The sequence below is a fragment of the Microbacterium sp. genome (assembly GCF_047602155.1).
In the GTDB taxonomy this organism is placed as follows: domain Bacteria; phylum Actinomycetota; class Actinomycetes; order Actinomycetales; family Microbacteriaceae; genus Microbacterium.
Genome location: NZ_JASGHZ010000001.1, coordinates 2,399,034 through 2,424,587, shown reverse-complemented (window position 1 = coordinate 2,424,587; position 25,554 = coordinate 2,399,034). Strand labels below are relative to the sequence as shown.

Sequence of the window (25,554 nt, the reverse complement as noted above, 5' to 3'; positions counted from 1 at the left end):
GCAACATGAGCCCCCTCGACCGTGTCGATCTCGAGCTCCTCGATGCTCTCGCCGACGACCACCGCGCGACGGTCGTCGCGCTCGCCGACCGGCTCGGGCTCTCGCGCAACACGGTTCAGGCGCGCCTGGCCCGGCTGGAGCGGGCGGGGGTGTTCCAGTCGTTCGAGCGGGCGATCGCGCCCGCCGCGCTCGGGATGCCGATCGAGGCCATGGTGAGCGTCGTCGTGCACCAGGCCGACCTCCCCCGCATCACCGCGGCGCTGGCCGAGATCCCCGAGGTGATCCAGGCGCACGGTCTCAGCGGTCAGGTCGATCTGCTGGTGCGCGTCGCCGCGCGCGACACGCGGCACCTGTTCGAGGTCGATGCCCGCATCCTCGCGATCGACGGCGTCGTGCGCACCGAGACCTCGCTCGTGATGGGCGAGGTCATCGGCTACCGGATCCGGCCTCTCCTGGAGGCGGCGCGCTCGTCAGCGGATCGACGGTGACGAAGCGGCGCCTGCGGCATCCATCCGCACGAGCACGACGCCGGCCAGCAGCAGCGCCCCGCCGAAGAACTGGATCGGCGCGGGGGTCTCGCCGAGCAGCAGCCACGCGAAGCCGAGCGCGAACAGCACTTCGCTGAGCCCGATGAACGACGCCAGCCGCGCGCCGACGCGCGGCACGGCGATGACTCCGAGCCCGTAGCCGAGGGTCGTGCCCACGCCCGCGACCCACAGCAGGGGCAGGATGCCGGCCACCTCCACCCCGCGGAAGGCCACCGTGACCTCGGGTGCCGTGAACGGCATGACGCCGGTGATGGCGAGCAGGCCCATCGTCGCCGCCCCGACGATCAGCCCGCCGGAGGCGAGGGCGAGCGGCGGCAGGTCGTCGCCGGTGCGCTCGCTCATGACGAAGTAGACGCACACGCAGACGGCGGCGCCCAACGCGAGCAGGGTGCCGAGCAGGTCGAACCGCGCGCCGGAGATGTCGACGACGAGCACGAGCCCGACGATGGCGACGACCGAACCGACGATCACGAGGCGCGACGGGGTGCGGCGCGTGCGCAGCCAGACGAAGCCGACGAGCATGACCGGTGCGAGGTACTGGATGAGGAGGGCGACGGCGACCGGCATCCGCTGCATCGCGGAGAAGAACAGCAACTGGCAGCCGGCGACCGGGATGAGGCCGAACGCCAGCAGCGACCGGTAGTGACGGCGCAGGAACGAGCGCTCGCGGCGGACGGCGGCCAGCAGCGCGGGCGAGAGGATGAGACCAGGCAGGCCCATCCGCACGACGAGGACGGCCGACAGCGACCACCCGGCCTCGAGCAGGGGCTTGACGAGCGGGCCGCTGGAGGCGAACGCGAACGCCGAGACGACGGCGAGGACGATGCCGAGGGTGCGGCGGTGCGGCGCGGGCCCTCCCGCGGGCGCGATCACGTCGAGCGGGGCGGTGTGGGTCACCGGCGGTCCTGTCATGAGCATCCGTTGTTTACACTGGTGACAGTACCGCCGGTCAATTCAGGAGTCAACATGGTGTTCATTCATGACACTCGTCAGGCGCTGATCGCCGCCGTCTCGCTCGTGAACACGCTGCCGGGCTTCGACGGCGACGACCGGATGCAGACCGTGGCCGACCTCGACGCGTACCTCGCGATCAACCCGTACACGGGCGACCTGCGGCGCGACGACGCCGAAGTCGCGGCGGTCGCGGCGATCCGCCCGCGCCTGCGCGCCCTGTGGGGCGTCAGCCGCGAACAGGCCGTGCCGCTCGTGAACGCAATGCTGCGCGACGGACATGCCCTGCCGCAGCTGGCGATCCACGACGGGTACGACTGGCACATCCACGCCGCCACCGACGATGCGCCGCTCGCGACCCGCATCATGGTGGAGGCGGCGATGGGCTTCGTCGACGTCATCCGCTCCGACCAGTGGAGCCGCGTGCGCGTGTGCAGCGCCGACGACTGCGACTCGGTGTACATCGACTATTCGAAGAACGGCTCGAAGCGCTACTGCGACGAGGGCAACTGCGGCAACCGCATGAACGTCAACGCGTACCGTCAGCGGAAGGCGTCAGAAAGCGCGTGATCGCGGCCGCCGCCGCGCGCGGGGTCTCGTAGTGGATGAGGTGACCCACCCCGGCGATCTCGACGAGCTCGGCATCCGGGAACAGCGTCTGCAGGTGCCGCTCGGCCTCGATCGGGGTGATGTCGTCCTTCTCCGCCGCGATGAGCAGGGTCGGCTGCGCGATGCGCGGCGCGAAGGCGCGCACGTCGTTCGACACCGACGCGAGAAAACCCTCGTGCAGCACGTCGCGGTCGCTGAAGCGCGAGAAGTAGGTGTCGTGCTGGTCGTGCACGAACGCGAGCAGCTCGGGGTCTTTCGTCTTGGCCATCGACACGCTCATGACGCGCACGATGAGTCGATTGCGCAGCAGCGCGTCGCCGAGCCGCCGCGGCAGCTTGGCCCCCGCCCAGTAGTAGAAGATCGCGAGGCGCGTCAGGATGCCGCGCGGCCCCTCCAGCGCCGGCGCGCCGATGGGGTTCACGAGGATCACCCGCGGCGTCGGCAGGCCACCCGCGACGGCCGCCGCGACGACGATCGAGCCGAACGAGTGCCCGAGGATGACGGCGCCCGGCGCGACCGCCGCGACGAACTGCGTCAGCCAGTCGGCGTAGGCCTGCAGGTCGTGCTCCCGGTCGGGCAGGGGCGCGGTCTCGCCGAACCCGGGCAGGTCGGGCGAGATCACCCGGATGCCGCCGAGGAACGCGACGACCGGTTCGAGCCCGTGGTGCTCGCCCCGGTAGCCGTGCACGGCGACGAGGGTGGTCTCGGCATCCGCCGGCCCGTACACCCAATACGCCGTCACACCGCCCGCGACGGCGACCTCGTGGCGCGCCACCGGGATCGCCGCGAGGGCGTCGGCGTAGGGCGAGGGTGCGGGCACCAGACGAGTCTACGGAGTGTGTCCGGCACAGCTGCTTAGGAGCGCGGTGCGAACCGGACAGCATTCGTCCCCCCTCCCAGGTACGTTCGGGATTGTTCAGATTTGCGCGATTCTTACGCACGCGAACGTCGGTCCCGGGCACTGCGCGCGGCGGCGCCGACGGGTGTCAGGATCCGATCCTCGGCGGTGGCGGGGTCGGTGGTGCGGCCGGATGGGTCTCGAGAAGTCGGCTCACGATGCTTGCCGTGGACTCGGTGAACTCATCGCCTGGGTAGAAGTCTGCGTAGAGTACCTCAGCTTCTTCGACGGTCGAGATGCCGCACGTCGGCAGCAATGCAAGGAGGTCTTCTGCTTCACGGAGGCGCCGGCGCTGGGCCGCATGAAGCTTCATCGCCAAGAGGGTTTCGGGGCTGGCTGCCTCGATCGTGACCAAGTGGTCCTTGTGAATGATCGTCCACTCGGGCGCTCTGCCGTAGCCGTCGGGGACGAACTGTGCCGCCTTGTCGTTGAGCCAGTCAATCGGCCATCCGCGCGTCAGGGCTACCTTCTCAGCGGCGGCGAGCACATCAGCGGCGGGAGTCAGGGGCGCGTCGACGTCACGAGTCGCGACACGGTCGGCATTGATGGTGAGCGCGATCGCTGCTCCGCCGACGAGTTGAATTCGAGCTGGCGCGTCGGCGTCATGCAGGCGCTTGACGAGTTCGGTCAGCCCGGAAATGATGTCGTCACGCGTCAGGGTGACGCTCGACGTGAGATGGCTCGACCGAGGTGATTCGGTCACGCTGCGATCAGTTCTTCTGCTTCAATCGCGATCCCGCGTCGACGCAGAGGCTCGGGCGCCCGTCGAATGTCTGCGTGCACCGAAAGTGGAACGTTCGTCCTCTGTGGCTCCCATATCGTGTCGACATCACCGGTACGATCGGATACCCAATCGGGAACCGGCGCATCCCGCTTCACGAGGAGCCACTCGACGAGGCCCGCGATCGCATCATCCCATCGCGTGCTAGTTGCGACGGGCTCCTCTGCAGCCAGGATCACTCGATCGAAGGCGGATGCAGCCTCGAGATCGTTGGCGAGCTGAAGAAACGCACGGTACGCGACCTGTGGGCTTGCGGCGCGTGCGATGGCGTCCGCAGTCGCTGCCGCCGTCACTCGCCCCCTCGTGTTCAGCGCTACAAGCTCAACTCCGAGCGCGCGCGCTACCCGCTCCGCGGTGGTGGCGGTCGGATCGCGGCGTCCATTCTCGATGACAGAGAGATTCGCCGCAGCGATACCCGTTCGCTCAGCAAGGGCGCGAAGAGTCAACGACGAATTGGCCCGCGCGCGTCGCAGTGTCTCGTGAATCACGGCCTCTCCTTCTGTTATCTAAAACGATAACACCGAGTCGGTCATTCAGGCAGGCTCACGAGAACCGTCACTGCGCCGCAACGGACTCCACGTGTTGACAGCGCGGATGTCAACGTGTCGTGAGTCGTCGAAGAAGGGAGCGCTGGCAGCGCTGCCGCCGAGCATGCGACGCCACCCTCCCGGCTGCAAACCGAACCAGGTGACGAGTCGGCCTTCCAAGCGGGATGCTCGCAGCACGATGATCGCGACGATCGCGGGGATCCATCGACCGACGATCACGAACCACTCGGGGATCGCCACGCCGAAAATCAGAAAGCAACAACAAATCAGGCTGACCACCGCGTAAACCATGACGATCAGGACGATGCCTTCGATGCTGTGGAGGATGATCGAGAACCAGATCGTGCGGTAGCGCCCAGATCTTGTGCAGGTGGTACGCCGCGAAGAGAACGTTGTTCATGAACCAGTCCCACTTGCCGAATGCGCCGCGCATCTTCGGTGGCAATACTCCGCGGAAGAGGAGTTCTTCGCCGAGGAGGTGGTTCAACGCGAAGCTGACGACCGCGACGCCCAAGATCCACCACTGCCCAACGAACTCTGGGCTCGCGAGCTGTCGTGCGTCTGTGCCCTGCGGAGCGACCCAGCCGAGCGCATCAAACACAGGACCAAGCAACTCGCTGGCGAACGTGAGCGCGGCAAAGACGATGGTGATGGGCACGAGCGCCCACCACGAACGCGGCGACTGCAGTCCGGTTCGCGGATTCCTCGGCTGCTGCGCCCAGATTCGCGGGGCGACAACCGACCACCGGAGTGTTCCCAGTTCGCGGCGAAGGACGATGAGCGAAAGGACGAATTGCCACACCATGCCCGCGACCATGAGGAGCCAGAAGAGCATTCCCGCGTTCAGGTCGGTCGCATTCCTGAGCAGCGGCCACACGAGCCAGGCAAGCGATGCCATCGGAATGGTCGTGGCGGCCCAGATACCGAGAATGCGTCCAAGCGAGTATTGTTTCGCCTCTCGCGCCCCGGTCGGATCAGGCTTGTCGAGTGTGGCTGCGGGTCGGAGGCGGCTGTCGGTCATGCCCTCGCGACCGTTCCCTGCGGCGGTGAAGATCGCGGACTCGTCGGGCCTAGACGCCGTCACCATGCGAGGGCTGGCCGTTGAACTGGGCGTGCGACCCATGTCGCTGTACCACCACATCGCCACGAAAGAGGAATTGCTCGACGCGCTCATCGACGTGGTGCACACGGAGGTCTACGTCCCTCGAACCGGCGCGGACTGGCGAGAAGAACTCGCTCGCCGGTCGCGGTCGCTGTGGGACGCACTGGGGCGGCACCCATGGGCGCTGCCGGTGATGGAAACGCGGGTCGATCCGGGGGCGGCCAACCTGGCAGGCCACGAGGCCGTGCTCGACGTGCTGCGTACGTCTGGTTTCTCGCTCGAGGCGACAGCCAATGCCTATGCCGTTCTCGACGCGTTCGTCTACGGCGCTGCGCTCCAACGGATCATGCTCGCCACCGCCGGCCTCGAAGACACAGCCGGTCAGGTAGCGCAAGCGATGAATCTGAGCCGTCATCCTCGCATCGCCGAACTGGCGGGTCACTACGTCAACGCCGCCGAGTATCCATTCACGAGGACTTTCGATGTAGGCCTGGAACTCGTGCTGGACGGCATCGCGAGACTTCGTGACGCGGACCCTGCCTGAGCTACGCGCCACCTCCCCCGGCACTCGTACGCGCGAGGGCTTCGAGACGCAAGAGCCGACCGCGCCACTGCGGCGTGGCGCCCGGCGCGATGTCGGCGGTCGCCCCTAGCGTCGTTGACATGGACCACTGGCAGCAGGTTCCCCTCTGGGACGACCTCCCGCAGCTCGCCGCGCCCGCCGCGGAGGCACCGGTGTCCGAGACGGCACCGCGGTGGAGGGACACCGTCGGCGTCTTCGATCTGGAGACGACCGGCGTCGACGTCGAGCACGATCGCATCGTCACGGCGCACGTCGGGCTGCTGGGGCCGGACGGCGCGGCCCTGCGCTCGCACTCCTGGCTGGCCGATCCGGGCATCGCAATCCCGGAGGGCGCGACGGCGGTGCACGGCATCGCGACCGAGCACGCCCGTGCGCACGGGCGACCGGCATCCGTCGTCGTGGCCGAGATCGTCGCGGCGCTGCGCGAGCTGTTCGACGCCGGCATCCCGGTCGTCGCGTACAACGCGCCGTTCGACTTCTCGCTGCTCAAGCACGAGGCGGTGCGGCACGGCGTCACGCCGATCGACTCCCCCGCGCCGGTGATCGACCCGCTCGTGCTCGACAAGGCGCACGACCGTTTCCGCAAGGGCAAACGCACGCTGGAGGCCGTCGCCGCGCACTACGCCGTGCCGCTGCTCGGCGCGCACGATGCCGCCGCCGACGCGATCGCCGCGGGCCGGGTCGCGCAGGCGCTCGTGGAGCGGTTCGGGCTCGACGCCTCGCCGCACGAGCTGCACGCGCAGCAGATCGGCTGGGCCCGGGCGCAGGCCGAGAGCCTCACCGACCACTTCATCCGGATCGGCCGCCTCGACCCGTCGGAATCCCTCGACGGCAGCTGGCCCATCCGCTGAGCCCGACAACCCCGCGGCGGCCCACCGGGGCCGGAAACGACGAGAACCCCGCCGAAGCGGGGTTCTCGAGGTGGCTGGATTACTTCGAGCCGAAGTTCTTGAAGCGCTGGTTGAACTTCTCGACGCGGCCGGCCGAGTCCATGATGCGCTGCTTGCCCGTGTAGAACGGGTGCGAGGCCGACGAGATCTCGACGTCGATGACCGGGTAGGTCACGCCGTCCAGCTCGATCGTCTTGTCGCTCGTGACCGTCGAACGAGTCAGGAACGTCTCGCCGGAACCGAGGTCGCGGAACACGACGGCCTGGTACTCGGGGTGGATGTCAGTCTTCATGTGGGTTCCTATCCAGAGGTGCCCTGGATTTTGCCAGGGCGCGGAAAGTCTGCGGTGCGAATGCACCAAAGGTCGAGTCTATCAGCCCGCAGGCCGGCTCAGGAACTCTCTGCGGATGCCGTGGCACGCGCCGCATACCGGCCGTCGACCTCGGTGAGCGCGATCGGCATGCCGAAGGTGGCGGACAGGTTCTCGGCCGTCAGCGTCTCGGCGAGCGGGCCGGCCGCGACGACTCCCCCGTCGCGCAGCAGCAGCACGTGGGTGAAACCGACGGGAATCTCCTCCACGTGGTGCGTCACCATGACCATGGCCGGCGTCGTCGGCTCGGCCGCGTAGCCGCCCAGCAGCGCCAGCAGCTCTTCCCGCGCGCCGAGATCGAGGCTCGCGGTGGGCTCGTCGAGCAGCAGCAGCTCGGGGTCGGTCATGACGGCGCGGGCGATCTGCACGCGCTTCTGCTCGCCGTCGGACAGGGTGCCGAACGTGCGCTCGGCGAGGTGCTCGAGCTTCCACTCGGCCAGCACGCGGCGGGCGCGCTTCTCGTCGATCGCCTCGTACGTCTCGTTCCACCGGCCGAGCACCGAGAAGGCGGCCGTCAGCACGACGTCGATCACCGTCTCGTCCGGCGGCACGCGGCGAGCCATCGCCGACGAGGCGAAGCCGATGCGCGGGCGCAGTTCGAACACGTCGGTGTGCCCCATCCGCTCGTCGAGGATCGTCACCTCACCCGACGTAGCGTGCAGGAGGGTCGACGCGAGCTGCAGGATCGTCGTCTTGCCGGCGCCGTTGGGCCCGAGCACGACCCAGCGCTGGTCGTCGGTGACGCTCCAGCCGATGTGGTCGACGATGTTGCGGGCGTTGCGGCGGACGACGACGTCGGCGAATTCGAGGACCTGGGGCATGCCCCCAGCCTATCGGGCGGTCCCGCTGACCTCGCGGTACAGCGCGGCCGTGGCATCCGCGATCGCCTGCCAGCTGAACGCCGTCGCCGCGCGTTCCCGCCCCGCCTCGCCCCAGGCCCTGGCCCGCTCCGGGTCGGACACGACCTCGGTGAGCGCCGCCGCGAGGTCGGCGACGAATCTCTCCGGATCGGTGGGCGTACCGGTGCCGTCCTGCACCTGGTCGATCGGCACGAGCCGACCGGTGACGCCGTCGACGACGACCTCGGGGATGCCGCCGGTCGCCGTCCCGACGACGGCGGCGCCGCACGCCATGGCCTCGAGGTTCACGATCCCCAGCGGCTCGTAGATGCTCGGGCAGACGAACGTCGTCGCCGACGTGAGAATCGCGCACAGCTGGTCGCGCTGCAGGAACTCGTCGATCCACACGACGCCGTCGCGCTCGGCCTGCAGGTCGCGCACGAGACCCTCCACCTCGGCCATGATCTGCGGCGTGTCGGGAGCGCCCGCGCACAAGATCACCTGCACGTCCTGCGGCAACCGGGCCGCGGCCCGCAGGAAGTACGGCAGACCCTTCTGCCGCGTGATGCGGCCGACGAACACGACCGACGGCTTGTTCGGGTCGATGCCGTACCGCTCCAGGAGGGCGTCGTCGCTGACCGGACGCCACGACTCGACGTCGATGCCGTTGTAGATCACGCGCACCTTCGCCGGGTCGAGGTCCGGGTAGCTGCGCAGGATGTCGCGCCGCATCCCGTCGCTGACAGCGACGACGGCGGCGGCCTGTTCGTACGCGGTCTTCTCGACGTAGCTCGACACTGCGTAGCCGCCGCCGAGCTGCTCGGCCTTCCAGGGCCGCAACGGCTCGAGCGAGTGCGCCGTGACGATGTGCGGGATGCCGTGCAGCAGCGAAGCGAGAAAGCCCGCGAAGTTGGCGTACCAGGTGTGCGAATGCACGACGTGAGCCCCCGCGACGTCTCCGACGATCTCCAGGTCGGTGCCGAGCGTCTGGATGGCGGCGTTGGCCGCCGACAGCTCCGCCGGAACGCCGTACGCGGACGTGTCCGGCTCGTCGCGCTCGGCGCCGAACGCCCGCACCTGCACCTCGAGCTCGGGCAGCGCGCGCAACGCCTTCACCAATTCCGTGACGTGCACACCTGCACCGCCGTAGATCTCCGGCGGATACTCCTTCGTGACGATGTCGACTCGCATGTCACGAACGCTAGTACAGACGGCATCCTCGGCATAGTGTGGTGCCATGCCAGCAGCACCCAAGATCTTCGGAATCATCCTCGCCGGTGGCGAGGGGAAGCGATTGATGCCCCTCACGGTCGATCGCGCCAAACCCGCCGTGCCCTTCGGGGGACAGTACCGATTGATCGACTTCGCGATCTCGAATCTCATCAACTCGGGGCTGCGTCAGATCGTCGTGCTGACCCAGTACAAGTCGCACAGCCTCGACCGGCACATCTCGCAGACGTGGCGGATGTCGGCCCTGCTGAACTCGTACGTCACGTCGGTGCCGGCCCAGCAGCGGCTGGGCAAGCGATGGTTCTCCGGCTCCGCCGACGCGATCCTGCAGTCGCTGAACCTCATCTACGACGAGAAGCCCGACATCGTCATGGTGATCGGCGCCGACCACGTCTACCGGATGGACTTCGACCAGATGCTCCAGGCGCACATCGCCTCGGGTGCGAAGGCGACGGTGGCCGGCATCCGTCAGCCAATCTCGCTCGCGAACCAGTTCGGCGTCATCGACGTCGACCCCGAGGACCCCACCAGCATCCGGGAGTTCCTGGAGAAGCCGCAGAACCCGGTGGGCCTGCCCGACTCGCCGCACGAGGTGCTGGCGTCGATGGGCAACTACATCTTCGACGCCGACGCGCTGATCGCGGCCGTCGAGGAGGACGGCGAGCTGTCGGGGTCGAATCACGACATGGGCGGCGACATCATCCCCTACTTCGTGGGGCGCGGCGAGGCCGCCGTCTACGACTTCAAGCGCAACGACGTGCCGGGTTCCACCGAACGCGACCGGGACTACTGGCGCGACGTGGGGACGATCGACTCGTTCTTCGACGCGCACATGGATCTCATCTCCACGCTGCCGGTGTTCAACCTGTACAACATGGACTGGCCGATCCACTCGCAGGCGATCAACTCGCCGCCGGCGAAGTTCGTCCGCGACAGCGTGGGCCGCATGGGCAACGCGATCGACTCGATCGTGTCGCTCGGCTCGGTGCTGTCGGGCACGCACCTGGAGCGGTCGGTCGTCGGCCCCTGGACGCTCGCGGCCGGCGGCTCGACGATCACGGATGCCGTCCTGTTCGACCACGTCGACGTCGGGTCGGGTGCGCGGGTGCATCGCGCGATCCTCGACAAGAACGTCGTGCTCGAGCCGGGCGCGACGGTCGGCGTGGATCGGGAGCTCGATCTCGCGCGCGGGTTCACCGTGACCGACAGCGGCATCACGGTCGTCGGCAAGGGCGTGCGCGTCACGCGGTGAGGGTCTTCCTGCGCGGCCGGCGGTGCACGCGACGGTAGGTTTGACGGGTGCCTGACGCCCGCTTCCTCGTCGTGTTCGACGCCGACTCCACCCTGCTGCGCAACGAAGTCATCGAGCTGATCGCCGACGAGGCCGGTCGCGGCGCCGAGGTCGCCGCCGCGACCGAGGCGGCGATGCGCGGCGAGGTCGACTTCACGACGAGCCTGCGCTCGCGCGTCGAGGCGCTGGCCGGCGTGCCGCTGTCGGCGTTCGCGCGGGTGCTCGCCCGGGTCGAGCCGACGCCGGGAGCTGCCGAACTGATCGCCGCGATCCACTCCCGCGGCGGCGTGGCCGCCGTGGTGTCGGGCGGGTTCCACGAGGTGCTCGACACGGTCGCCCCGTCGCTCGGGGTCGACGTGTGGCGCGCCAACCGGCTGGCCGTCTCGGAGGGCGTACTGACGGGTGCCGTCGACGGCGAGATCGTGGATGCCGCCGGCAAGGCCGCGGCGCTGCGGGAGTGGGCAGCGTCTGCGGGAGTGCCGCGGGCCTGCACGATCGCGATCGGCGACGGCGCGAACGATCTGCGGATGATGGATGCCGCCGGGCTCGGGCTCGCCTTCAACGCGAAGCCCGCCGTGCGCGCGGCCGCCGACCTCGTGATCGGCGACGTCGACCTGCGTCAGGTGATCCCGCTGCTGCCGTAGGACGTGTCGGAGCCTGCGCGTACGCTCACGCACATGGACATCATTCTCGTCCCCGGTCTCTGGCTCGACGCATCCTCGTGGGACGGTGTGGTTCCCGCACTGCGGGCGGCGGGGCTGAATCCGCGACCGCTCACGATGCCCGGAGTGGGGGCGCCGGCATCCGAGAGCGCGGAGATCGGCATCGCCGACTGGGTGGATGCCGTCGTCGCCGAGATCGACGCCGCCGACGGGCCGGTCGTCGTGGTCGGGCACAGCGGTGGAGGCAACGTCGCATGGGGTGCCGCCGATGCACGACCCGATCGGGTGGCGCGGGTGATCCTCGTCGACACGGCGGTGCCGTTCGACGGCGGCGCGATCTCCGAATTCGACCTGGTCGACGGGGTCGTGCCCTTCCCCGGGTGGGACTTCTTCGATGAGCCCGACGTCGCCGACCTCGACGACGAGACCCGCGCGGCCACGGCATCGAACACGTTCGACGTGCCCGGACGTGTCCCGACCGATCCGATCCACCTGCACGACGAACGTCGCTATGCGGTGCCGGTCACGGTGCTCTCCGGCCCGTTCGACGAGGCGGAGTTCCGAGAGTTCGTGCAGCAGTGGGGTCGGTACTACGACGAGTTCGCCGCGATCGCCGACACCGAGATCGTGAAGCTCGGCACCGGCCACTGGCCGCAGTTCTCGCAGCCGCAGCGCCTGGCCGAGGTGATCACCGCCGCCGTCCAGCGCACCGGACGCTGAGCCTGCGTTTCGTCTCGCTCCGCTCGCTCAACGCCCGGAAGAACGACCGGGTGCCCACTTCCCGGTCGTTGAGCGAGCGAGCGCAGCGAGCGAGACGAAACGGAGAAACGTGCGGCCGACCGGTCAGTGGCCCATGCCGAGGCCGCCGTCGACCGGGATGACGGCGCCGGAGATGTAGGCGGCATCCTCGGAGGCGAGCCACACCACGACGCCGGCGACCTCGTCGGCCGTCGCGAAGCGGCCGGCGGGGATGTTCCGCTTGTACTCGGCCTGCGTCTGCTCCGGCAGCTCCGCCGTCATGTCGGTCTCGATGAAGCCCGGTGCGACGACGTTCGCGGTGATGCCGCGACCGCCGAGCTCGCGCGTCAGCGACCGGGCGAAGCCCACGAGCGCCGCCTTCGACGACGAGTAGTTGATCTGCCCCGGCGAGCCGTACAGCCCGACGACGCTGGAGATGAGGATGACGCGGCCCCATCTGGCGCGCAGCATCCCCTTCGACGCCCGCTTGACGACCCGGAACGTCCCGCCCAGGTTCGTCGCGACGACGGAGTCGAAGTCGTCCTCGGTCATGCGCAGCAGCAGCGTGTCCTTGGTGATGCCGGCGTTCGCGACCACGACCTCCACCGGCCCGAGCCGCTGCTCGACCTCGGTGAAGGCGGCATCCAGCGAGGCCGCATCGGTGACGTCGGCGCGGACGGTCAGGGTTCCCTCCGGTCCCTCGCCCGAACGCGCCGTGACCGCGGTGCGGTACCCGGCGGCGACGAAACGCTCGGCGATCGCGCGCCCGATGCCGCGGTTGCCGCCGGTGACGAGGACGACTCGGTCGTGAGACATGGTGCTCCAATCGGCGGGGACGTCGCCAGCCTACCGGGCGAGAGCGCCGGCCCGGCGCGGCCGGGTAGGCTGGCGGTGCGAGACAGGAGCCCTCCATGACCGATGCCGCGAACACCCCCTCTGATGCCGTGCGGGCCGATGCCGCACCGTCCGCCGCTGTGCCGGCGAACGAGACCCAGCCGACGCTTCCGCTGGACCCGCCGACGTACGCGCCGCCCGCGGCACCGTACGTCGCCCCGACGGCGCCGTCGTACGCAACCGCGCCCGCCGCGGCGCCGGTCTACCAGCCGCCGTCGTCCCCGGCGTCGCAGCCTCCGGCGCAGGGCTATGCGACGCCCCCGCCGTACGGAGCAGCGCAGGGCTACGGGACGCCGCAGGGTTACGCCGCGCCGCAGGCCGGCTACGGGGCGCCCGCGTACGGCGCCGCACCCTACGCGTACGCCGGACCCAAGACGAACACGATGTCGATCGTGTCGATGATCCTGTCGATCCTGGGTTTCGTGTGGGTTCTGCCGCTGATCGGCGGGCTCGTCGGGGCGATCCTCGGCCACATGGCGCTCGGTCAGATCAAGCGCACCGGCGAAGGCGGCCGGGGGCTGGCTCTGACCGCCATCATCGTGGGATGGATCGGGGTGGGGATCGTGGCGCTGTTCCTGATCTTCATCCTGGCCCCGCTGTTCTTCTACGGCACGTTCCGCGACTACACCTGAGCGCCCGGGCGCGGATCCGGCGCGCCGCATGCGGCGTAGGCTGGAAGCACCGTGAAGCACTCCCCTGCCCAGTCTGCGACCTCGCTGCCGCGCGCACCGCGCGACGACGCGCACACCCGCATGACCAAGTACTTCACGATGATGGCGATCCGGGTCGCGTGCTTCGTCGCAATGGTGATGATCACACCCTACGGCTGGTACACGTTCGTCCTCGCGCTCGGCGCGTGCTTCCTGCCGTACGTCGCCGTCGTGATCGCCAACGTCGCCTCGTCGCCGGCCGAGCGCGCCACCTCCCCCGAGCGGGCGATCGAGGCCCCACCGGGCGAGGCCGGCCCTGCCGCGCCCGTGTCGGACGTCATCCGCATCCAGGAGTCGCCGTCGAAGACCACGGCTCCGGGCGCGTCGTGAGCGATCGCATCTGCTCGCGCGCCGGATGCCGGGCCGACGCGCGCTGGCAGGTTCTCTGGCGCAATCCGCGCATCCACTCCGCCGACCGGCGCAAGATCTGGGCGGCGTGCGACGAGCACGTCGCGTATCTGCGCGACTACCTCGCGGCGCGGGAGTTCCCCGTCGAGGTCGTCGCGTTCGATACCGAGGGGGTCTCGTGAACCGCCGCGCGGCGCTGCGCTGGAGCGGCTACGTCGTCGTCGCCATCGCCTTCGCCATCGCCTGCGCCTACCTGTCGAACTGGCAGTTCACCCGCAACGCCGACCGCGAGCACCAGCTCGCCCTCATCGCCGCGAACTACGACGCCGACCCGGTGCCGCTGGCCGACCTGGTCACGACCACCTCGGCGTTCGACGACGGCGACCAGTGGCGCCCGGTGACCCTCGTCGGCGAGTACCTCACCGACCAGACGCTGCTCGTCCGCAACCGCGCCCACGGCGGCACCAGCACGTTCGAGGTGCTGGTCCCCTTCCGCGGGGCCGACGGGACGGTGTTCATCGTCGACCGCGGCTGGCTCATGCCCGGCGAGCGGCAGAACGATCCCGACGTCGTGCCGGCCGCGCCCGCGGGCCAGGTGACGGTCGTCGCGCGCCTCAAGCCCGGCGAGCCCCTGCCGAGCTCCGGTCGCACCGCCCCCGAGGGCCAGGTGCCGACGATCAACCTGCCCCTCGTCGCGGACACGATCGGCGAGCCGGACACGATCACCACCGCCTACGGCTGGCTCGTCTCGGAAGACCCGGCACCGGCCACCGCGCCGAACCCCATGGAGTCTCCGTCGGAGGATCCCGGCCCGCACCTGTCGTACGCGATCCAGTGGATCCTGTTCGCCGTCATGGGCTTCGTCTTCATCTGGTACATGATCCGCACCGAACTGCGCCACCGCCGTGAAGACGCGGAGGATGCCGCGGCGACAGCCGCCGACATCGAGGGCGCCGCGGCATCCCCACCGACACGGCGCACCCGGGATGCCCGCCCGCGCGACCGCGACATGCGGGACGAGGACGCCCTGCTCGACGAGCTGACGCCCGGCCCCCGGTAGACTCTCTCTCCGGCCCGTGACGCATCCGGTGCCGCTTCCCACTCCCTGAAGAACGGACGTCCGCTGTGCTCGCCGTGCACGACCTCGAGATCCGCGTGGGCGCCCGCACGCTCATGTCGGACGTGTCGTTCCGCGTGTCCGACGGCGACAAGATCGGCCTCGTCGGTCGCAACGGGGCCGGCAAGACGACCCTGACGAAGGTGCTCGCCGGCGATCTCATCCCCGCCGACGGCAAGGTCGACCGGTCCGGCGAGCTCGGCTATCTGCCGCAGGATCCCCGCTCGGGCGACCCCGAGATGCTCGCGCGCACCCGCATCCTCGACGCGCGCGGACTCGGCAGCCTCGCCCTGCAGATGCACGAGGCCTCGCTGCAGATGGGCGACGCCGACGACACCGTCGCCGCGAAGGCGATGCGCCGCTACGGCAACCTCACCGAGCGGTTCGAGGCGCTCGGCGGATACGCCGCGGAGGCGGAGGCGGCATCCATCGCGCACAACCTCTCGCTGCCCGACCGCATCCTCGACCAGCCGCTGAAGACGCTGTCGGGCGGTCAGCGGCGCCGCATCGAGCTGGCCCGCATCCTGTTCTCGGATGCGCAGACGATGATCCTCGACGAGCCGACCAACCACCTCGACGCCGACAGCGTCGTGTGGCTGCGCGAGTTCCTGAAGAACTACAAGGGCGGTCTCATCGTCATCAGCCACGACGTCGAGCTCGTCGGCGAGACCGTCAACCGCGTCTTCTACCTCGACGCCATGCGCCAGGTCATCGACATCTACAACATGAACTGGAAGAACTACCTGCGCCAGCGGGTGGCCGACGAGGACCGGCGCAAGAAGGAGCGCGCCAACATCGAGAAGAAGGCGAGCGCGCTGCAGCTGCAGGCCGCCCGCTTCGGCGCGAAGGCGACGAAGGCCGCCGCCGCGCATCAGATGGTCGCCCGCGCCGAGAAGATGCTGTCGGGCCTCGAAGAGGTGCGCCAGGAAGACCGGGTCGCCAAGCTCCGCTTCCCCAAGCCCGCGCCCTGCGGCAAGACGCCGCTGATGGCGTCGGGGCTGTCGAAGTCGTACGGGTCGCTGGAGATCTTCACCGACGTCGACCTCGCGATCGACCGCGGCTCGAAGGTCGTCGTGCTGGGCCTGAACGGCGCCGGCAAGACGACGCTGCTGCGCATCCTCGCCGGGGTGGACCAGCCCGACACGGGGCAGCTCGAGCCGGGACACGGCCTCAAGATCGGGTACTACGCGCAGGAGCACGAGAACCTCGACGTGAACCGCTCGGTGCTGGAGAACATGATGTCGGCGGCGCCCGACATAGGCGCCACCGAGGCGCGCAAGGTGCTCGGGTCGTTCCTGTTCACCGGCGACGACGTGCTCAAGCCCGCCGGCGTGCTCTCCGGGGGTGAGAAGACGCGCCTGTCGCTGGCGACCCTCGTCGTCTCGTCGGCGAACATGCTGCTGCTCGACGAGCCGACGAACAACCTCGATCCGGCCTCGCGCGAGGAGATCCTCGGCGCGCTGGCCCACTACGAGGGCGCCGTCGTGCTCGTCTCGCACGACGAGGGCGCCGTGCAGGCGCTGAACCCCGAGCGCGTGCTCATCCTCCCCGACGGCGTCGAGGACATCTGGGGCCGCGACTACGTGGACCTCATCACTCTGGCCTAGCGCGGTTCGGCTTTCCGGCGCCCGCCGGCTCTCCGGCGTGGCGTGCACCGGCTGATGTGGCTGAGGCGATGTCGGAGGCTCTCGGCATAATCGAAGGTATGAACGAGATATCGCGCCGGGCGGGTCTGTCGTTGACGGCGCCGGACCTGGTGATGCTCGACCATCTCGTGACATCCCTGGTCGAAACGCGCCGCGGGATCGCGGCGTTCCAGGCGCTGGAGGCGCAGCTGCTGCACGCCGCGAACACCCTCGCCCAGGAACGGGTGGACGCGTCACGCAGTGACGGTGACCTCCCGATGCGGGACGTCGCCGCCGAGATCGGCGCGGCGTTGCGCGTGTCGGACCGCACCGTGCAACGGCAGCTGGGCCAGGCCAGCATCCTCGCCGAACGATTCCCCCGCACACTCGACGCCCTCACGACGGGCCGGATCAGCCGCGCGCACGTGCACGTCATCGTCGACGCCGGGCACCGCATCACAGACGACGAGGTCCGCGCCCGGTTCGAGACCGCCGTACTCACCGTCGCCGAACAAGAATCCCCCTCACGACTGAAAGGCTACGCACGGCTGACCGCGGAACGCCTGCTCCCCCGCACCCTCCAGGAGCGACACCAGGATGCGACTGCGGGCCGCCGCGTCGACGTATCCGATCTCGACGATGCGATGTCCCAGCTGACGCTCGTCGCCGCATCCACCCTGATCCACGGCATCCACGACCGCCTCACCCACCAAGCCCGCACCGTGACCACGACCGACCCCGACGATCCGCGCACCCTCGACCACCTGCGCGCCGACCTGCTCTGCGACCTCGCCCTGTCCGGCACACCCACAGCGCACGAACCCGCACAACTGCTCGGCACGATCACCGCCGAGATCCACGTCACCGTCCCCGCCCTCACCCTCGCCAACACAAGCAGCCACCCCACCACCCACGACGGCGTGCTCGACGCTGCACAGCTGGACCCCGCGATGCTCGACGGCGTGCAGCCCATCGACACCGCGACCGCGCTGCAACTCGTGGGGGCATCCCCCGGGTGGGACCGGATCCTCACCCACCCGATCACCGGAGCCGTCCTCGCCGTAGACCGCTACCGACCCTCCGCCGACCTCCGCCGCTACCTCCGCGCCATCGACCAACGGTGCCGGTTCCCCGGCTGCATGATGCCCACCCGCCGCTGCGACCTCGACCACATCCACGACGCCGCACGCGGCGGCCCCACCAACGCAGACAACCTCACCGACAAATGCCGCCGACACCACGTCCTCAAACACCACACCACCTGGACCACCCGAAAACAACCCGACGGCACCATCACCTGGACCAGCCCCACCGGACGGCACTACCCCGACCGCACCCCACCCCACGTCGCCTTCACCACCGACACCGATCCACCACCGTTCTGAGACACACGCCCCGTGCGCCGCTGCACTGTGGGACCGCCACGTCCACCACCGTCTCCGCGGCACCGTCGCGGTGTCTCCGACGACATACGCCGCTGGAACCCGCCCGGTTCTCGCCGCCCGGGCGCGACGTTATCCGGCATCCGCATCCTCGGCCCGGCCTCAGTGGCGAAGCAGCCGCAGCGTCTCCGCTTCCTCGGCGGCCGTGAGGCCGCAGCGGCGCGGCCGATCGAGCCCGCGCTCCGCCTCGTCCGTCAGGACGTCGGCGATCGTCTCGCCGAACGGACGCAACCGGCCACCGGCCCGCAGATACGCGGCGCCGCTGCGCTGCACGAAGCCGACGTCTTCGGCGGGCAGCCACAGCGGCAGGGACGATGGGCCCGCCCAGTAGGTCACGCCCGCCGCGAGCAGCCGGTCGTCGTCGATCTCGACGACCTCGCCACCGAAGCCGGCGAGCGCCGACATCTCGGCGAACGCCGCCGCCATCGGCACCGGAGTCCCGACCGCGTTCACGACACCCGCCAGACGCCGGCTGCCGGCCTCCCTGAGGGAGAGCGCAAGATCCCGCACGTCGATCACCTGGACGAAGCGATCCGCCAGGATCGGCGCCAGCGCCGTCCCCCCGCGCCGGAATCGGGCCGGCCAGTAGCCGAACCGGTCGCTCGGATCCCCGGGGCCCGCGATCAGACCCGGTCGCGACACGAACAGCCGATCCCCCACCGCCGCGAGGGTCACACGCTCGGCGGCCACCTTCGCATCCGCGTAGCCGGTCGGATCGGCCGGTTCGACGAGTTCGGCGGACTCGTCGGCACCCGCCTCGTCGGCCCGCGCGTACACCGACACCGTCGACACGAGCGTCCAGTGCGCGGCGTCGGCGGCGAGCGCGCGCAGCGCCGAGGTCACCAGGGTCGGCTCATAGGCGAGCTCGACCACTTCGTCCCAGTGGCCGGACACCGCGCGATAGGCGTCGGCGTCCCGCCGGTCGGCACGCACCAGACGCGCACCCTCCGGCACCGCCCCCGACTCACCGCGGGCCAGGCACACCACCTCGGCCCCGTCTGCAACGGCCGCGGCCGCCACGTGCCGTCCGAGCCAGCCGGTTCCGCCCAGGATCAGTACGCGCCGCGCCGCCATCGGGTCAGCCTATCGGCGCCCGTGATCGGCGAACCGTGTGCCAAATGCAGGGCGAACCGCAGTTCTCGGCCCGAAATCACCCTCCGGCGGTCTTTTCACCCTGCGTTTGGCACGTGCTGCCGCGGCTCAGCGGCCCGGACCATCCGGATCTCGCGGATGCCGAACTCCTCCTGCTCGGCACCGTCGGCGACGAAGCCGTTGCGGCGGTAGAACGCCTGCGCGCGGGGATTGGGGTCGGCGACCCACAGCAGCGCCGCGGCGCCCGGCGGCACGACGGCGTCGAGCAGCAGCCCGCCTGCCCCGGTGCCGTGGTGCGCGCGGAGCAGATACAGGATGTACAGCTGGAGGCCGGGGAGCTCGGCATCGTCGGCGCCCAGCCGCGGCCCCGAGAGGGCGATCCCGACGATGTCTCCGGCGAGCTCGGCGACCGCGAACCGCCGGTCGCGATACCGCGGCTCGGTGAGAGCCGCGGTCCAGAAGCGCACCTGGCGCTCCTCGAAGTCGGGCGCGTCGAGCAGGTCGTCGCGCATGAGGCCACGATAGGTCTCGCGCCACGAGGCGACGTGCACGCGAGCCATGCCCGCGGCATCCGCCGGCACCGGCGTTCGAACGAGAGGCGTGCCGGTCATACGGCGACGATACCTGTCGGCAGTCCACAGCGTGCCGGACCAACGTGAGTGGATAGCGTTCAAGAAGTCGGCAACGCGACGCCCTAGGCTGAATCGCGACGCATCCGACCCGACAGGAGAAGCATGTCCATCGCCGCCGCGCCCCGCCGTCCCGTGCTCGCCGACCTCATCGCCCGCCCGTCCGATCACGCCCGCGCCTTCGCCCTGGATGCCGGCCTCGTCGTCGCCGGGGCCGCCTTCGTCTGTCTGCTCGCACAGGTCGAGATCCCGCTGTGGCCCGTGCCGATCACCGGCCAGACCCTCGCCGTCGTGGTCGTGGGTGCCGCCCTCGGCGCGCGCCGCGGCGCCGCCGCGCTCATCACCTATCTGCTCGCGGGGCTCGCCGGTCTGCCGGTGTTCGCCGGCTTCACCGGATCGATCGCCGCCGTCGCGAAGCCGAGCTTCGGCTTCGTCATCGGGTTCGTCTTCGCCGCCTACGTCGCCGGCTGGTTCGCCGAGCGGGCGTGGGATCGCAAGCCGGTCCTGGCGTTCGTCGGCTTCGTGGCGGCCAGCGCGATCCCGTTCGCCTTCGGCATCCCGTATCTGGCGTTCATTCTCAACGTCGTCGGCGGCGGATCGTTCGGCATCGCCGAGATCCTCGACTTAGGCCTGTGGCCGTTCGTCGTCGGCGGGCTGGTCAAGGCGGCGGTCGCCGCCCTCCTCATTCCGGCCGCGTGGGCCGGGGTGCGTGCCGTCGATCGCTCGAAGCGCGGCTGAGGGCCGTACGCAGCCACGACGAAGGCTCCGGTCGCGCGACCGGGGCCTTCGTCGTGAGCTCAGCCCTTCGCGACGGCGGTGGCCTCCGCGAGCTTTTCGACGACCGTCGGCAGCAGGTACGGCAGCGTCAGCGCGGTCGGCGAGACGGCGTCGCTGTCGCCGACACCCGAGATGGTCGCGACGGCGCCCTTGGCGATCGCCGGGATCAGGTTGGTGCGCTGCGAGTGCAGGAACGTGTCCAGCGCCGCGTCGTCGACGAAGCCGTACGAGAAGATCACCTCGGCGGTGATCTTGTCGAGGTTCTCGGCGCTCACCGTCGTGTAGAACGTGGACTCCCCCGTGTCGAGCTCCTCGACAGACGGGTCGCTCACGAACCCGAGATCCTCGAAGATCTCGACGCGGGCGTCGGCCGGTAGGTAGAGGTAAAAGGTGTCGACGTCGTCTGCGGCGAACGCGATCGTCGTGCCGGCGAACTCCGGGTGCGCCGCCGCCGCGTCCGCGACCAGGCCGTCGAGGCCGGCCAGCACCTCGTCGGCCTTGTCCTGCAGGCCCAGCGCCTTGCCGGCATCGGTGATCACGTCGCGCCACGGGGTCGCCCAGAGGGCCGTCTCCGGTGCGATGACCGGGATGCCGGCGGCCGTCACCGCGTCGTACTCCTCCTGCGTCAGGCCGGAGTACGAGGCGATGAGCACGTCGGGGTCGGTGGCAAGCAGCGCCTCGACATCGAGCGTGTAGCTCGAGCTGTCGAGGATCACCGGGGCGTCGCCGCCGACCTCGTCGATGGCGTCCTGCACCCACGGCGTGATGCGGGTCTCGCCCCCGCCGTAGTCGTCCGACGGGATGGCGACGGGCATGACCCCGAGGGCGAGCACGGCGTCGGTCGCCCCCCAGCCCCACGTCGCGACGCGCTCGGGCGCCACGTCGAGGGTCGTCTGGCCGTACAGGTGCGTGAAGGTGACGGGGAAGACCCCGTCGCCGGCATCCGCCGAGCCGGACGGCGAGGCGGTGTCGGTGGCGGAGCAGCCGCCGAGGGCGAGCACGGCGACCACCGCCGTGACAGCGGTCCAGCGCAAGGATCGCAGGGACATGGTTTTCCTTTCGTTCGGGTCAACCGGCATCCGTCGCGGCGTGCACGCCGCCCGGGACGGGGATGACCAGGGGTGTTGCGGTCAGGGGGTCGGGCATGACGACGGCGTCCAGGCCAAAGGCCTCGGCGACCACGGCGGAGGTGAGCACGTCGGTCGGCGCGCCGTGCGCGACGACGCGACCGCCGCTCATCACGACGAGTTCGTCGGCGTAGCGCGCTGCGAGGTTGAGCTCGTGCAGCACGGCGACGATCGTCGTGCCGTCGGTGCGGTTGAGCTCGCGCAGCAGGTCGAGCACCTCGATCTGGTGGCTGAGGTCGAGGAACGTCGTCGGCTCGTCGAGCAGCAGGATGCGGGGCTCCTGCGCCAGCGCCATCGCGATCCACACGCGCTGGCGCTGCCCGCCCGACAGGTCGCCCACGGCCCGGTCAGCGAGGTCGGCGACGCGCGTCTTGGCCATGGCATCGTCGACGCGCGCCGTGTCGGCGGCGCTCCAGCGCTGGAACACGCCCCGATGCGGATGCCGGCCCCGCGAGACGAGTTCCGCGACGGTCAGGCCGTCGGGGGCGGTGGGATGCTGCGGCAGCAGTCCGACGTTCTGCGCGAACCTGCGACGCGACACCGTGGCGATGTCGACGCCGTCGAGTTCGATGCGTCCGCCGAGAGGCGGGTGCACGCGGGCGAGGGTGCCCAGCAGCGTGGACTTGCCGCAGGCGTTGGCGCCGATGATCATCGTGACGGCGCCCGGGGTGAGCCGCAGGTCGAGCCCCTCGATGACGCGCCGGTTCGGGTAGCCGGCGGCGAGACCCTGCACGGTCAGGCGGGGCGGGGAGGAGTCGGTCACAGCTGACGTCCTTTCGAGGTCGCGAGCATCCACAGCAGGAAGACGGCGCCGAGCGCGCCCGTGACGACGCCGACGGGCACGGCGTGCCCGGGCAGCGCGTACTGCGCGAGGAGGTCGGCAGCGGCCAGCAGCACCGCACCGACGGCGGCGCTCGTGCCGATCGCGACGGCGCCGTGGCCGAGGAGCGGACGCGCGATGGCCGGGGCACACATCGCGATGAACGAGATCGGCCCGGCGAAGGCACACGTGACGGCCGTCAGCAGCACGGCGGTGCCGATCGCGGCGAGGCGCACCGTGCCGGCGCGCACCCCCAGCGACGCCGCCGTCGGCGCGCCCAGCTGCGTCAGCGGCAGCCACCGCGCACAGGCGACGATCGCGGGCACCGCCAGCAGCGCGACGACCGCCACGGTGACGACGTTCCACCAGGGCGTCGATGCGAGGCTGCCGGTGAGCCAGATCAGCGCATCCTGCGCGAGCTCGAGCTTCGCGCGCACCATGAGGTAGCTCGTCAGCGCCGCGCACAGGAAGGCGACGCCGACGCCGGCGAGGATGAGGCGGTAGCCGCCGTCGGCCCGTCGGCGCCCGGCCAGAAGCAGGAACGCGGCGACGCCGATGCCGCCGGCGAAGGCGACGATCGCCAGCGCCGGCCCGCCGATGCCGAGGATGAGCAGTCCGAACACGGCGGCCGCACCGCTGCCGCCGCTGATGCCGAGGAGGTCGGGGCTCGCGAGCGGATTGCCGAGCAGCGACTGCAGGAGCGCCCCGGCCACTCCGAGGCACGCGCCGACGAGCACGCCCATCAGCAGCCGCGGCATCCGCACCTGGAAGACGACGTATGCCTCGCGCGCCGATCCGCCGCCCCACAGCGTCCGCCACAGGTCGGCCGGTGCGATCGCGTAGGCGCCCAGCGACAGCGCCGTCGCGGCGATGGCCACGAGGGCGACCACCACGCCGCCGACGACGAATAGGCGCCGACGGCGCACGGCCGCACGGATCTGCACGATCGACGCGCGCCCCACGGTCGACGCGCTCGTCACGATCGACGCACTCATAGCGTCACCCTTCCTCGGCGCAGCACGAGGAAGATCAGCATCGGCGCCCCCACGAACGCGACCACGAGCCCGGCCTGCACCTCGCCCGGTGCGAGCACGCGGCCCAGCACGTCGGCCGCGAGCAGGACGACGGCCCCGGCGGGCGCGGCGACCAACAGCAGGCCGCGGTAGTCGCCGCCGCCCAGCACGCCGCGCAGCAGATGCGGCACGACGAGCCCGACGAACACGATGGGCCCGGCGATCGACGTCGCGCCGCCGCAGAGCAGGATCGTCGCGACGATGCCGAGCGCCCGGGTGCGATCGACGTTGTGGCCGAGCGAGGCCGCCGTCTCGTCGCCGAGCGCCAGCAGGTCGAGCCCGCGCGCGCCGGCGAAGGCGAGCACGGCGCCGACGAAGATCGGGACGAGCACGACCACGACGGCGTCGAGCCCGCGCGCGGTCAACCCGCCGACCTGCCAGTAGCGGAAGACGTCGAAGGCCTGCACCGAGAGGATGAGGATGAGGGTCGACACCGCCGTGAGCCCCGCCGTCACCGCCGCCCCCGTCAGGGCGAGCTTGGCGGGGTTGCCGCCGTCGGGGCCGCGCGATCCGATCAGGGCGACCGCCACGGCGGCGACCGCGGCACCGGCGAAGGCGAACCAGACGAATCCGTCGGGCTTGGTGATGCCGAGGAAGGTGATCGCGGCGAGCACCGCGACCGACGCCCCCGCGTTGATGCCGAGCAGCCCGGGATCGGCGAGCGGATTGCGGGTGAGTCCCTGCATGAGGGTGCCGGCGAGGGCCAGCGCGGCACCTGCGACGAGGCCGATGATCGTGCGGGGCACCCGTTGCGTGAGCACGACGACGTGATCGGCCGAGGTGAGGTCCGGCCGCAGGAAGGCGTCGATCACGACCGACGGTGCGATCGACCGCGCACCGATCAGCAGGCTCAGCACGGCGACGACGATCAGCAGGGCGAGGCTGACCGCCAGGGCGAGGCGAGTGCGGCGCCCGGTGCTGCTCATTCCGTGCGCTCGGCCTGACCGAGCCGCCAGTACCCCATGAAGGCGACGCGTTTGCGGTCGACGCCGCATCCGCTCACGAGCAGCCGACGCAGCGTCTTGATCGTCGCCGCCTCTCCCGCGATCCAGGCGTAGAACTCCCCGTCGCCGTCGTCGGGGCTGTCCCACAGCAGATCGCGGTCGACGTCGACGTCCTCCAGTTCCTGCGGACGCGGTGCGGCGGCGCGCGCGAGCACGTCGCCGTGGCCCCGGGTCCACGCGGCGACGGCGTCGACCAGCCGTGCCCCGTGCGCGGCGTCGCCGCGAGCGATCCACGTGAGCCGGATGCCGGCCGGAAGCTCCACGGGAAGCGCGTCGGACGCCTCCGGCACCTCGATGAACGCGTCCACCTCGAAGCGCTCGTCGAGCGATTCGAGGATGCCGCTGATCGCGGGGGCTGCCGTCTCGTCGCCCGCGAGCAGCAGCCGCCGGGCGGTGCCGGGGTGCCAGTCGATGCCGAGACGGGAGTGCGGGCTGCGCTCGTCGGGTCCGACGACGACGAGCTCGTCGCCGACGACGGCCGCTTCGGCCCAGGCGCCGGCCGGCCCGGCATCGTGGTGCACGACGAAGTCGATGTCGAGCTCGCGCGCGGCGGCGTCGATGCGGCGCACGGTGTAGGTGCGGAAGGGATTGCGCTCGTGCGTCGGCAGCGCACGCCAGCGGTCGTACCAGTCCCCCGCCGCCTCGTGCTGGCCGAAGTCGGCGAAGGCGCCGTCGGTGGGGAAGACGACCTTGACACGCTGGTCGAGTCCGGCGGTGCCGAACCACTCCAGGTCGGCTCCGGTGAAGGTGACGCGCACGAAGTGCGGCGCGAGTCGTTGCACGCGGCGCGCGGTCACGAGGTAGGGACGGTAGGCAGGGCGGACTGTGGCTTCGGGTGTCGTCACTCGATAAGGCT

Annotated in this window: 30 protein-coding genes; 14 read left to right on the top strand and 16 right to left on the bottom strand. The window is 70.4% G+C overall.

The genetic code is table 11. The annotated features are described in order from the left end of the window. Positions 1-5 precede the first annotated feature (5 nt). The gene (locus QM720_RS10940) at positions 6-488 is read left to right on the top strand and encodes an Lrp/AsnC family transcriptional regulator (RefSeq protein WP_415126454.1); all 483 of its coding nucleotides are present in this window, start codon (positions 6-8) and stop codon (positions 486-488) included. Here the strand turns inward: QM720_RS10940 and QM720_RS10935 are convergent. Continuing rightward, on the bottom strand, positions 471-1,445 hold the full coding sequence (locus QM720_RS10935) for an EamA family transporter (protein ID WP_415126452.1): 975 nt from the start codon (positions 1,443-1,445) through the stop codon (positions 471-473). The genes QM720_RS10940 and QM720_RS10935 overlap by 18 nt on opposite strands. Before the next feature lie 69 nt (positions 1,446-1,514). Between QM720_RS10935 and QM720_RS10930 the strand changes: the two genes are divergently transcribed. Further along, positions 1,515-2,069 (top strand): CGNR zinc finger domain-containing protein, encoded by a 555-nt coding sequence (locus QM720_RS10930; protein WP_415126450.1) that lies wholly within the window; start codon positions 1,515-1,517, stop codon positions 2,067-2,069. Here QM720_RS10930 and QM720_RS10925 read toward each other — a convergent pair. The 4 genes from QM720_RS10925 to QM720_RS10910 form a co-directional block, all read right to left on the bottom strand. Beyond that, entirely contained in the window at positions 2,029-2,928 is a 900-nt protein-coding gene (locus QM720_RS10925) for an alpha/beta fold hydrolase (protein WP_415126448.1), read from the bottom strand. The genes QM720_RS10930 and QM720_RS10925 overlap by 41 nt on opposite strands. 166 nt (positions 2,929-3,094) lie before the next feature. Further along, entirely contained in the window at positions 3,095-3,709 is a 615-nt protein-coding gene (locus tag QM720_RS10920; RefSeq protein ID WP_415126446.1) for a hypothetical protein, read from the bottom strand. Then, positions 3,706-4,275 (bottom strand): helix-turn-helix domain-containing protein, encoded by a 570-nt coding sequence (locus tag QM720_RS10915; protein ID WP_415126444.1) that lies wholly within the window; start codon positions 4,273-4,275, stop codon positions 3,706-3,708. The genes QM720_RS10920 and QM720_RS10915 overlap by 4 nt, the downstream gene beginning before the upstream one ends. Before the next feature lie 109 nt (positions 4,276-4,384). Next, the gene (locus tag QM720_RS10910) at positions 4,385-5,356 is read right to left on the bottom strand and encodes a CPBP family intramembrane glutamic endopeptidase (protein ID WP_415126442.1); all 972 of its coding nucleotides are present in this window, start codon (positions 5,354-5,356) and stop codon (positions 4,385-4,387) included. A 25-nt stretch (positions 5,357-5,381) separates the two neighbouring features. On the opposite strand from QM720_RS10910, the gene QM720_RS10905 reads away from it, so the two are divergent. Both QM720_RS10905 and QM720_RS10900 read left to right on the top strand, forming a co-directional pair. Then, the gene (locus tag QM720_RS10905) at positions 5,382-5,981 is read left to right on the top strand and encodes a TetR/AcrR family transcriptional regulator (RefSeq protein WP_415126440.1); all 600 of its coding nucleotides are present in this window, start codon (positions 5,382-5,384) and stop codon (positions 5,979-5,981) included. A gap of 119 nt (positions 5,982-6,100) precedes the next feature. Continuing rightward, the gene (locus tag QM720_RS10900; protein WP_415126438.1) at positions 6,101-6,871 is read left to right on the top strand and encodes an exonuclease domain-containing protein; all 771 of its coding nucleotides are present in this window, start codon (positions 6,101-6,103) and stop codon (positions 6,869-6,871) included. A gap of 79 nt (positions 6,872-6,950) precedes the next feature. Here QM720_RS10900 and QM720_RS10895 read toward each other — a convergent pair whose 3' ends face one another. The 3 genes from QM720_RS10895 to glgA form a co-directional block, all read right to left on the bottom strand. Then, complete coding sequence (locus QM720_RS10895) at positions 6,951-7,202, bottom strand: type B 50S ribosomal protein L31 (RefSeq protein ID WP_054683186.1); 252 nt, start codon at positions 7,200-7,202, stop codon at positions 6,951-6,953. 98 nt (positions 7,203-7,300) lie between these two features. Further along, complete coding sequence (locus QM720_RS10890; RefSeq protein WP_415126435.1) at positions 7,301-8,101, bottom strand: ABC transporter ATP-binding protein; 801 nt, start codon at positions 8,099-8,101, stop codon at positions 7,301-7,303. Between the two features lie 9 nt (positions 8,102-8,110). After that, positions 8,111-9,310: a glycogen synthase gene (gene glgA / locus QM720_RS10885; RefSeq protein WP_415126433.1), complete on the bottom strand. Its 1,200-nt coding sequence runs from the start codon at positions 9,308-9,310 to the stop codon at positions 8,111-8,113. Positions 9,311-9,356: 46 nt separating this feature from the next. On the opposite strand from glgA, the gene glgC reads away from it, so the two are divergent. The 3 genes from glgC to QM720_RS10870 are packed head-to-tail and all read left to right on the top strand — an operon-like array spanning position 9,357 to position 12,022. Beyond that, positions 9,357-10,601 carry a glucose-1-phosphate adenylyltransferase gene (glgC, locus tag QM720_RS10880; protein WP_415126431.1) on the top strand — a complete coding sequence of 415 codons (1,245 nt, stop codon included), beginning with the start codon at positions 9,357-9,359 and terminating at the stop codon, positions 10,599-10,601. Positions 10,602-10,648: 47 nt separating this feature from the next. Further along, positions 10,649-11,284, top strand: a complete 636-nt coding sequence (gene serB / locus QM720_RS10875) for a phosphoserine phosphatase SerB (protein ID WP_415126429.1) — start codon at positions 10,649-10,651, stop codon at positions 11,282-11,284. A 33-nt stretch (positions 11,285-11,317) separates the two neighbouring features. Then, a complete protein-coding gene (locus QM720_RS10870; protein ID WP_415126427.1) occupies positions 11,318-12,022 on the top strand; it encodes an alpha/beta fold hydrolase in 705 nt (234 codons plus the stop codon). Between the two features lie 123 nt (positions 12,023-12,145). Here QM720_RS10870 and QM720_RS10865 read toward each other — a convergent pair whose 3' ends face one another. Continuing rightward, complete coding sequence (locus tag QM720_RS10865; protein ID WP_415126425.1) at positions 12,146-12,856, bottom strand: beta-ketoacyl-ACP reductase; 711 nt, start codon at positions 12,854-12,856, stop codon at positions 12,146-12,148. Between the two features lie 95 nt (positions 12,857-12,951). Here QM720_RS10865 and QM720_RS10860 point away from each other — a divergent pair, with 95 nt between their 5' ends. From QM720_RS10860 to QM720_RS10835, 6 genes are all read left to right on the top strand, one after another. Further along, a complete protein-coding gene (locus QM720_RS10860; protein ID WP_415126423.1) occupies positions 12,952-13,566 on the top strand; it encodes a DUF4190 domain-containing protein in 615 nt (204 codons plus the stop codon). A gap of 51 nt (positions 13,567-13,617) precedes the next feature. Then, a complete protein-coding gene (locus tag QM720_RS10855; RefSeq protein ID WP_415126421.1) occupies positions 13,618-13,974 on the top strand; it encodes a DUF3099 domain-containing protein in 357 nt (118 codons plus the stop codon). Then, a complete protein-coding gene (locus QM720_RS10850; protein WP_415126419.1) occupies positions 13,971-14,174 on the top strand; it encodes a hypothetical protein in 204 nt (67 codons plus the stop codon). The genes QM720_RS10855 and QM720_RS10850 overlap by 4 nt, the downstream gene beginning before the upstream one ends. Then, positions 14,171-15,052: an SURF1 family protein gene (locus QM720_RS10845; protein ID WP_415126417.1), complete on the top strand. Its 882-nt coding sequence runs from the start codon at positions 14,171-14,173 to the stop codon at positions 15,050-15,052. Before QM720_RS10850 ends, QM720_RS10845 begins: the two co-directional genes overlap by 4 nt. Before the next feature lie 65 nt (positions 15,053-15,117). Next, positions 15,118-16,716, top strand: a complete 1,599-nt coding sequence (abc-f, locus tag QM720_RS10840; RefSeq protein ID WP_415126415.1) for a ribosomal protection-like ABC-F family protein — start codon at positions 15,118-15,120, stop codon at positions 16,714-16,716. Between the two features lie 98 nt (positions 16,717-16,814). After that, positions 16,815-18,119, top strand: a complete 1,305-nt coding sequence (locus QM720_RS10835) for a DUF222 domain-containing protein (protein ID WP_415126413.1) — start codon at positions 16,815-16,817, stop codon at positions 18,117-18,119. Between the two features lie 159 nt (positions 18,120-18,278). On the opposite strand, the gene QM720_RS10830 is transcribed toward QM720_RS10835, so the two are convergent. Beyond that, complete coding sequence (locus QM720_RS10830; protein ID WP_415126411.1) at positions 18,279-19,250, bottom strand: NAD-dependent epimerase/dehydratase family protein; 972 nt, start codon at positions 19,248-19,250, stop codon at positions 18,279-18,281. A gap of 95 nt (positions 19,251-19,345) precedes the next feature. Beyond that, positions 19,346-19,879: a GNAT family N-acetyltransferase gene (locus tag QM720_RS10825; RefSeq protein ID WP_415126409.1), complete on the bottom strand. Its 534-nt coding sequence runs from the start codon at positions 19,877-19,879 to the stop codon at positions 19,346-19,348. Between the two features lie 123 nt (positions 19,880-20,002). On the opposite strand from QM720_RS10825, the gene QM720_RS10820 reads away from it, so the two are divergent. Continuing rightward, complete coding sequence (locus tag QM720_RS10820) at positions 20,003-20,635, top strand: biotin transporter BioY (protein WP_415126407.1); 633 nt, start codon at positions 20,003-20,005, stop codon at positions 20,633-20,635. Between the two features lie 59 nt (positions 20,636-20,694). Here QM720_RS10820 and QM720_RS10815 read toward each other — a convergent pair whose 3' ends face one another. From QM720_RS10815 to QM720_RS10795, 5 genes are read right to left on the bottom strand one after another with little or no spacing between them, the layout of a single operon-like run. Then, positions 20,695-21,723 (bottom strand): ABC transporter substrate-binding protein, encoded by a 1,029-nt coding sequence (locus QM720_RS10815; RefSeq protein WP_415126405.1) that lies wholly within the window; start codon positions 21,721-21,723, stop codon positions 20,695-20,697. Between the two features lie 19 nt (positions 21,724-21,742). Continuing rightward, positions 21,743-22,564, bottom strand: coding sequence for an ABC transporter ATP-binding protein (locus QM720_RS10810; protein WP_415126403.1), 822 nt, complete (start codon positions 22,562-22,564; stop codon positions 21,743-21,745). Next, on the bottom strand, positions 22,561-23,616 hold the full coding sequence (locus QM720_RS10805) for a FecCD family ABC transporter permease (protein WP_415126401.1): 1,056 nt from the start codon (positions 23,614-23,616) through the stop codon (positions 22,561-22,563). Before QM720_RS10805 ends, QM720_RS10810 begins: the two co-directional genes overlap by 4 nt. After that, complete coding sequence (locus tag QM720_RS10800) at positions 23,613-24,620, bottom strand: FecCD family ABC transporter permease (RefSeq protein ID WP_415126399.1); 1,008 nt, start codon at positions 24,618-24,620, stop codon at positions 23,613-23,615. The genes QM720_RS10805 and QM720_RS10800 overlap by 4 nt, the downstream gene beginning before the upstream one ends. Beyond that, positions 24,617-25,543, bottom strand: a complete 927-nt coding sequence (locus tag QM720_RS10795) for a siderophore-interacting protein (protein ID WP_415126397.1) — start codon at positions 25,541-25,543, stop codon at positions 24,617-24,619. The genes QM720_RS10800 and QM720_RS10795 overlap by 4 nt, the downstream gene beginning before the upstream one ends. Between the last annotated feature and the right edge of the window lie 11 nt (positions 25,544-25,554).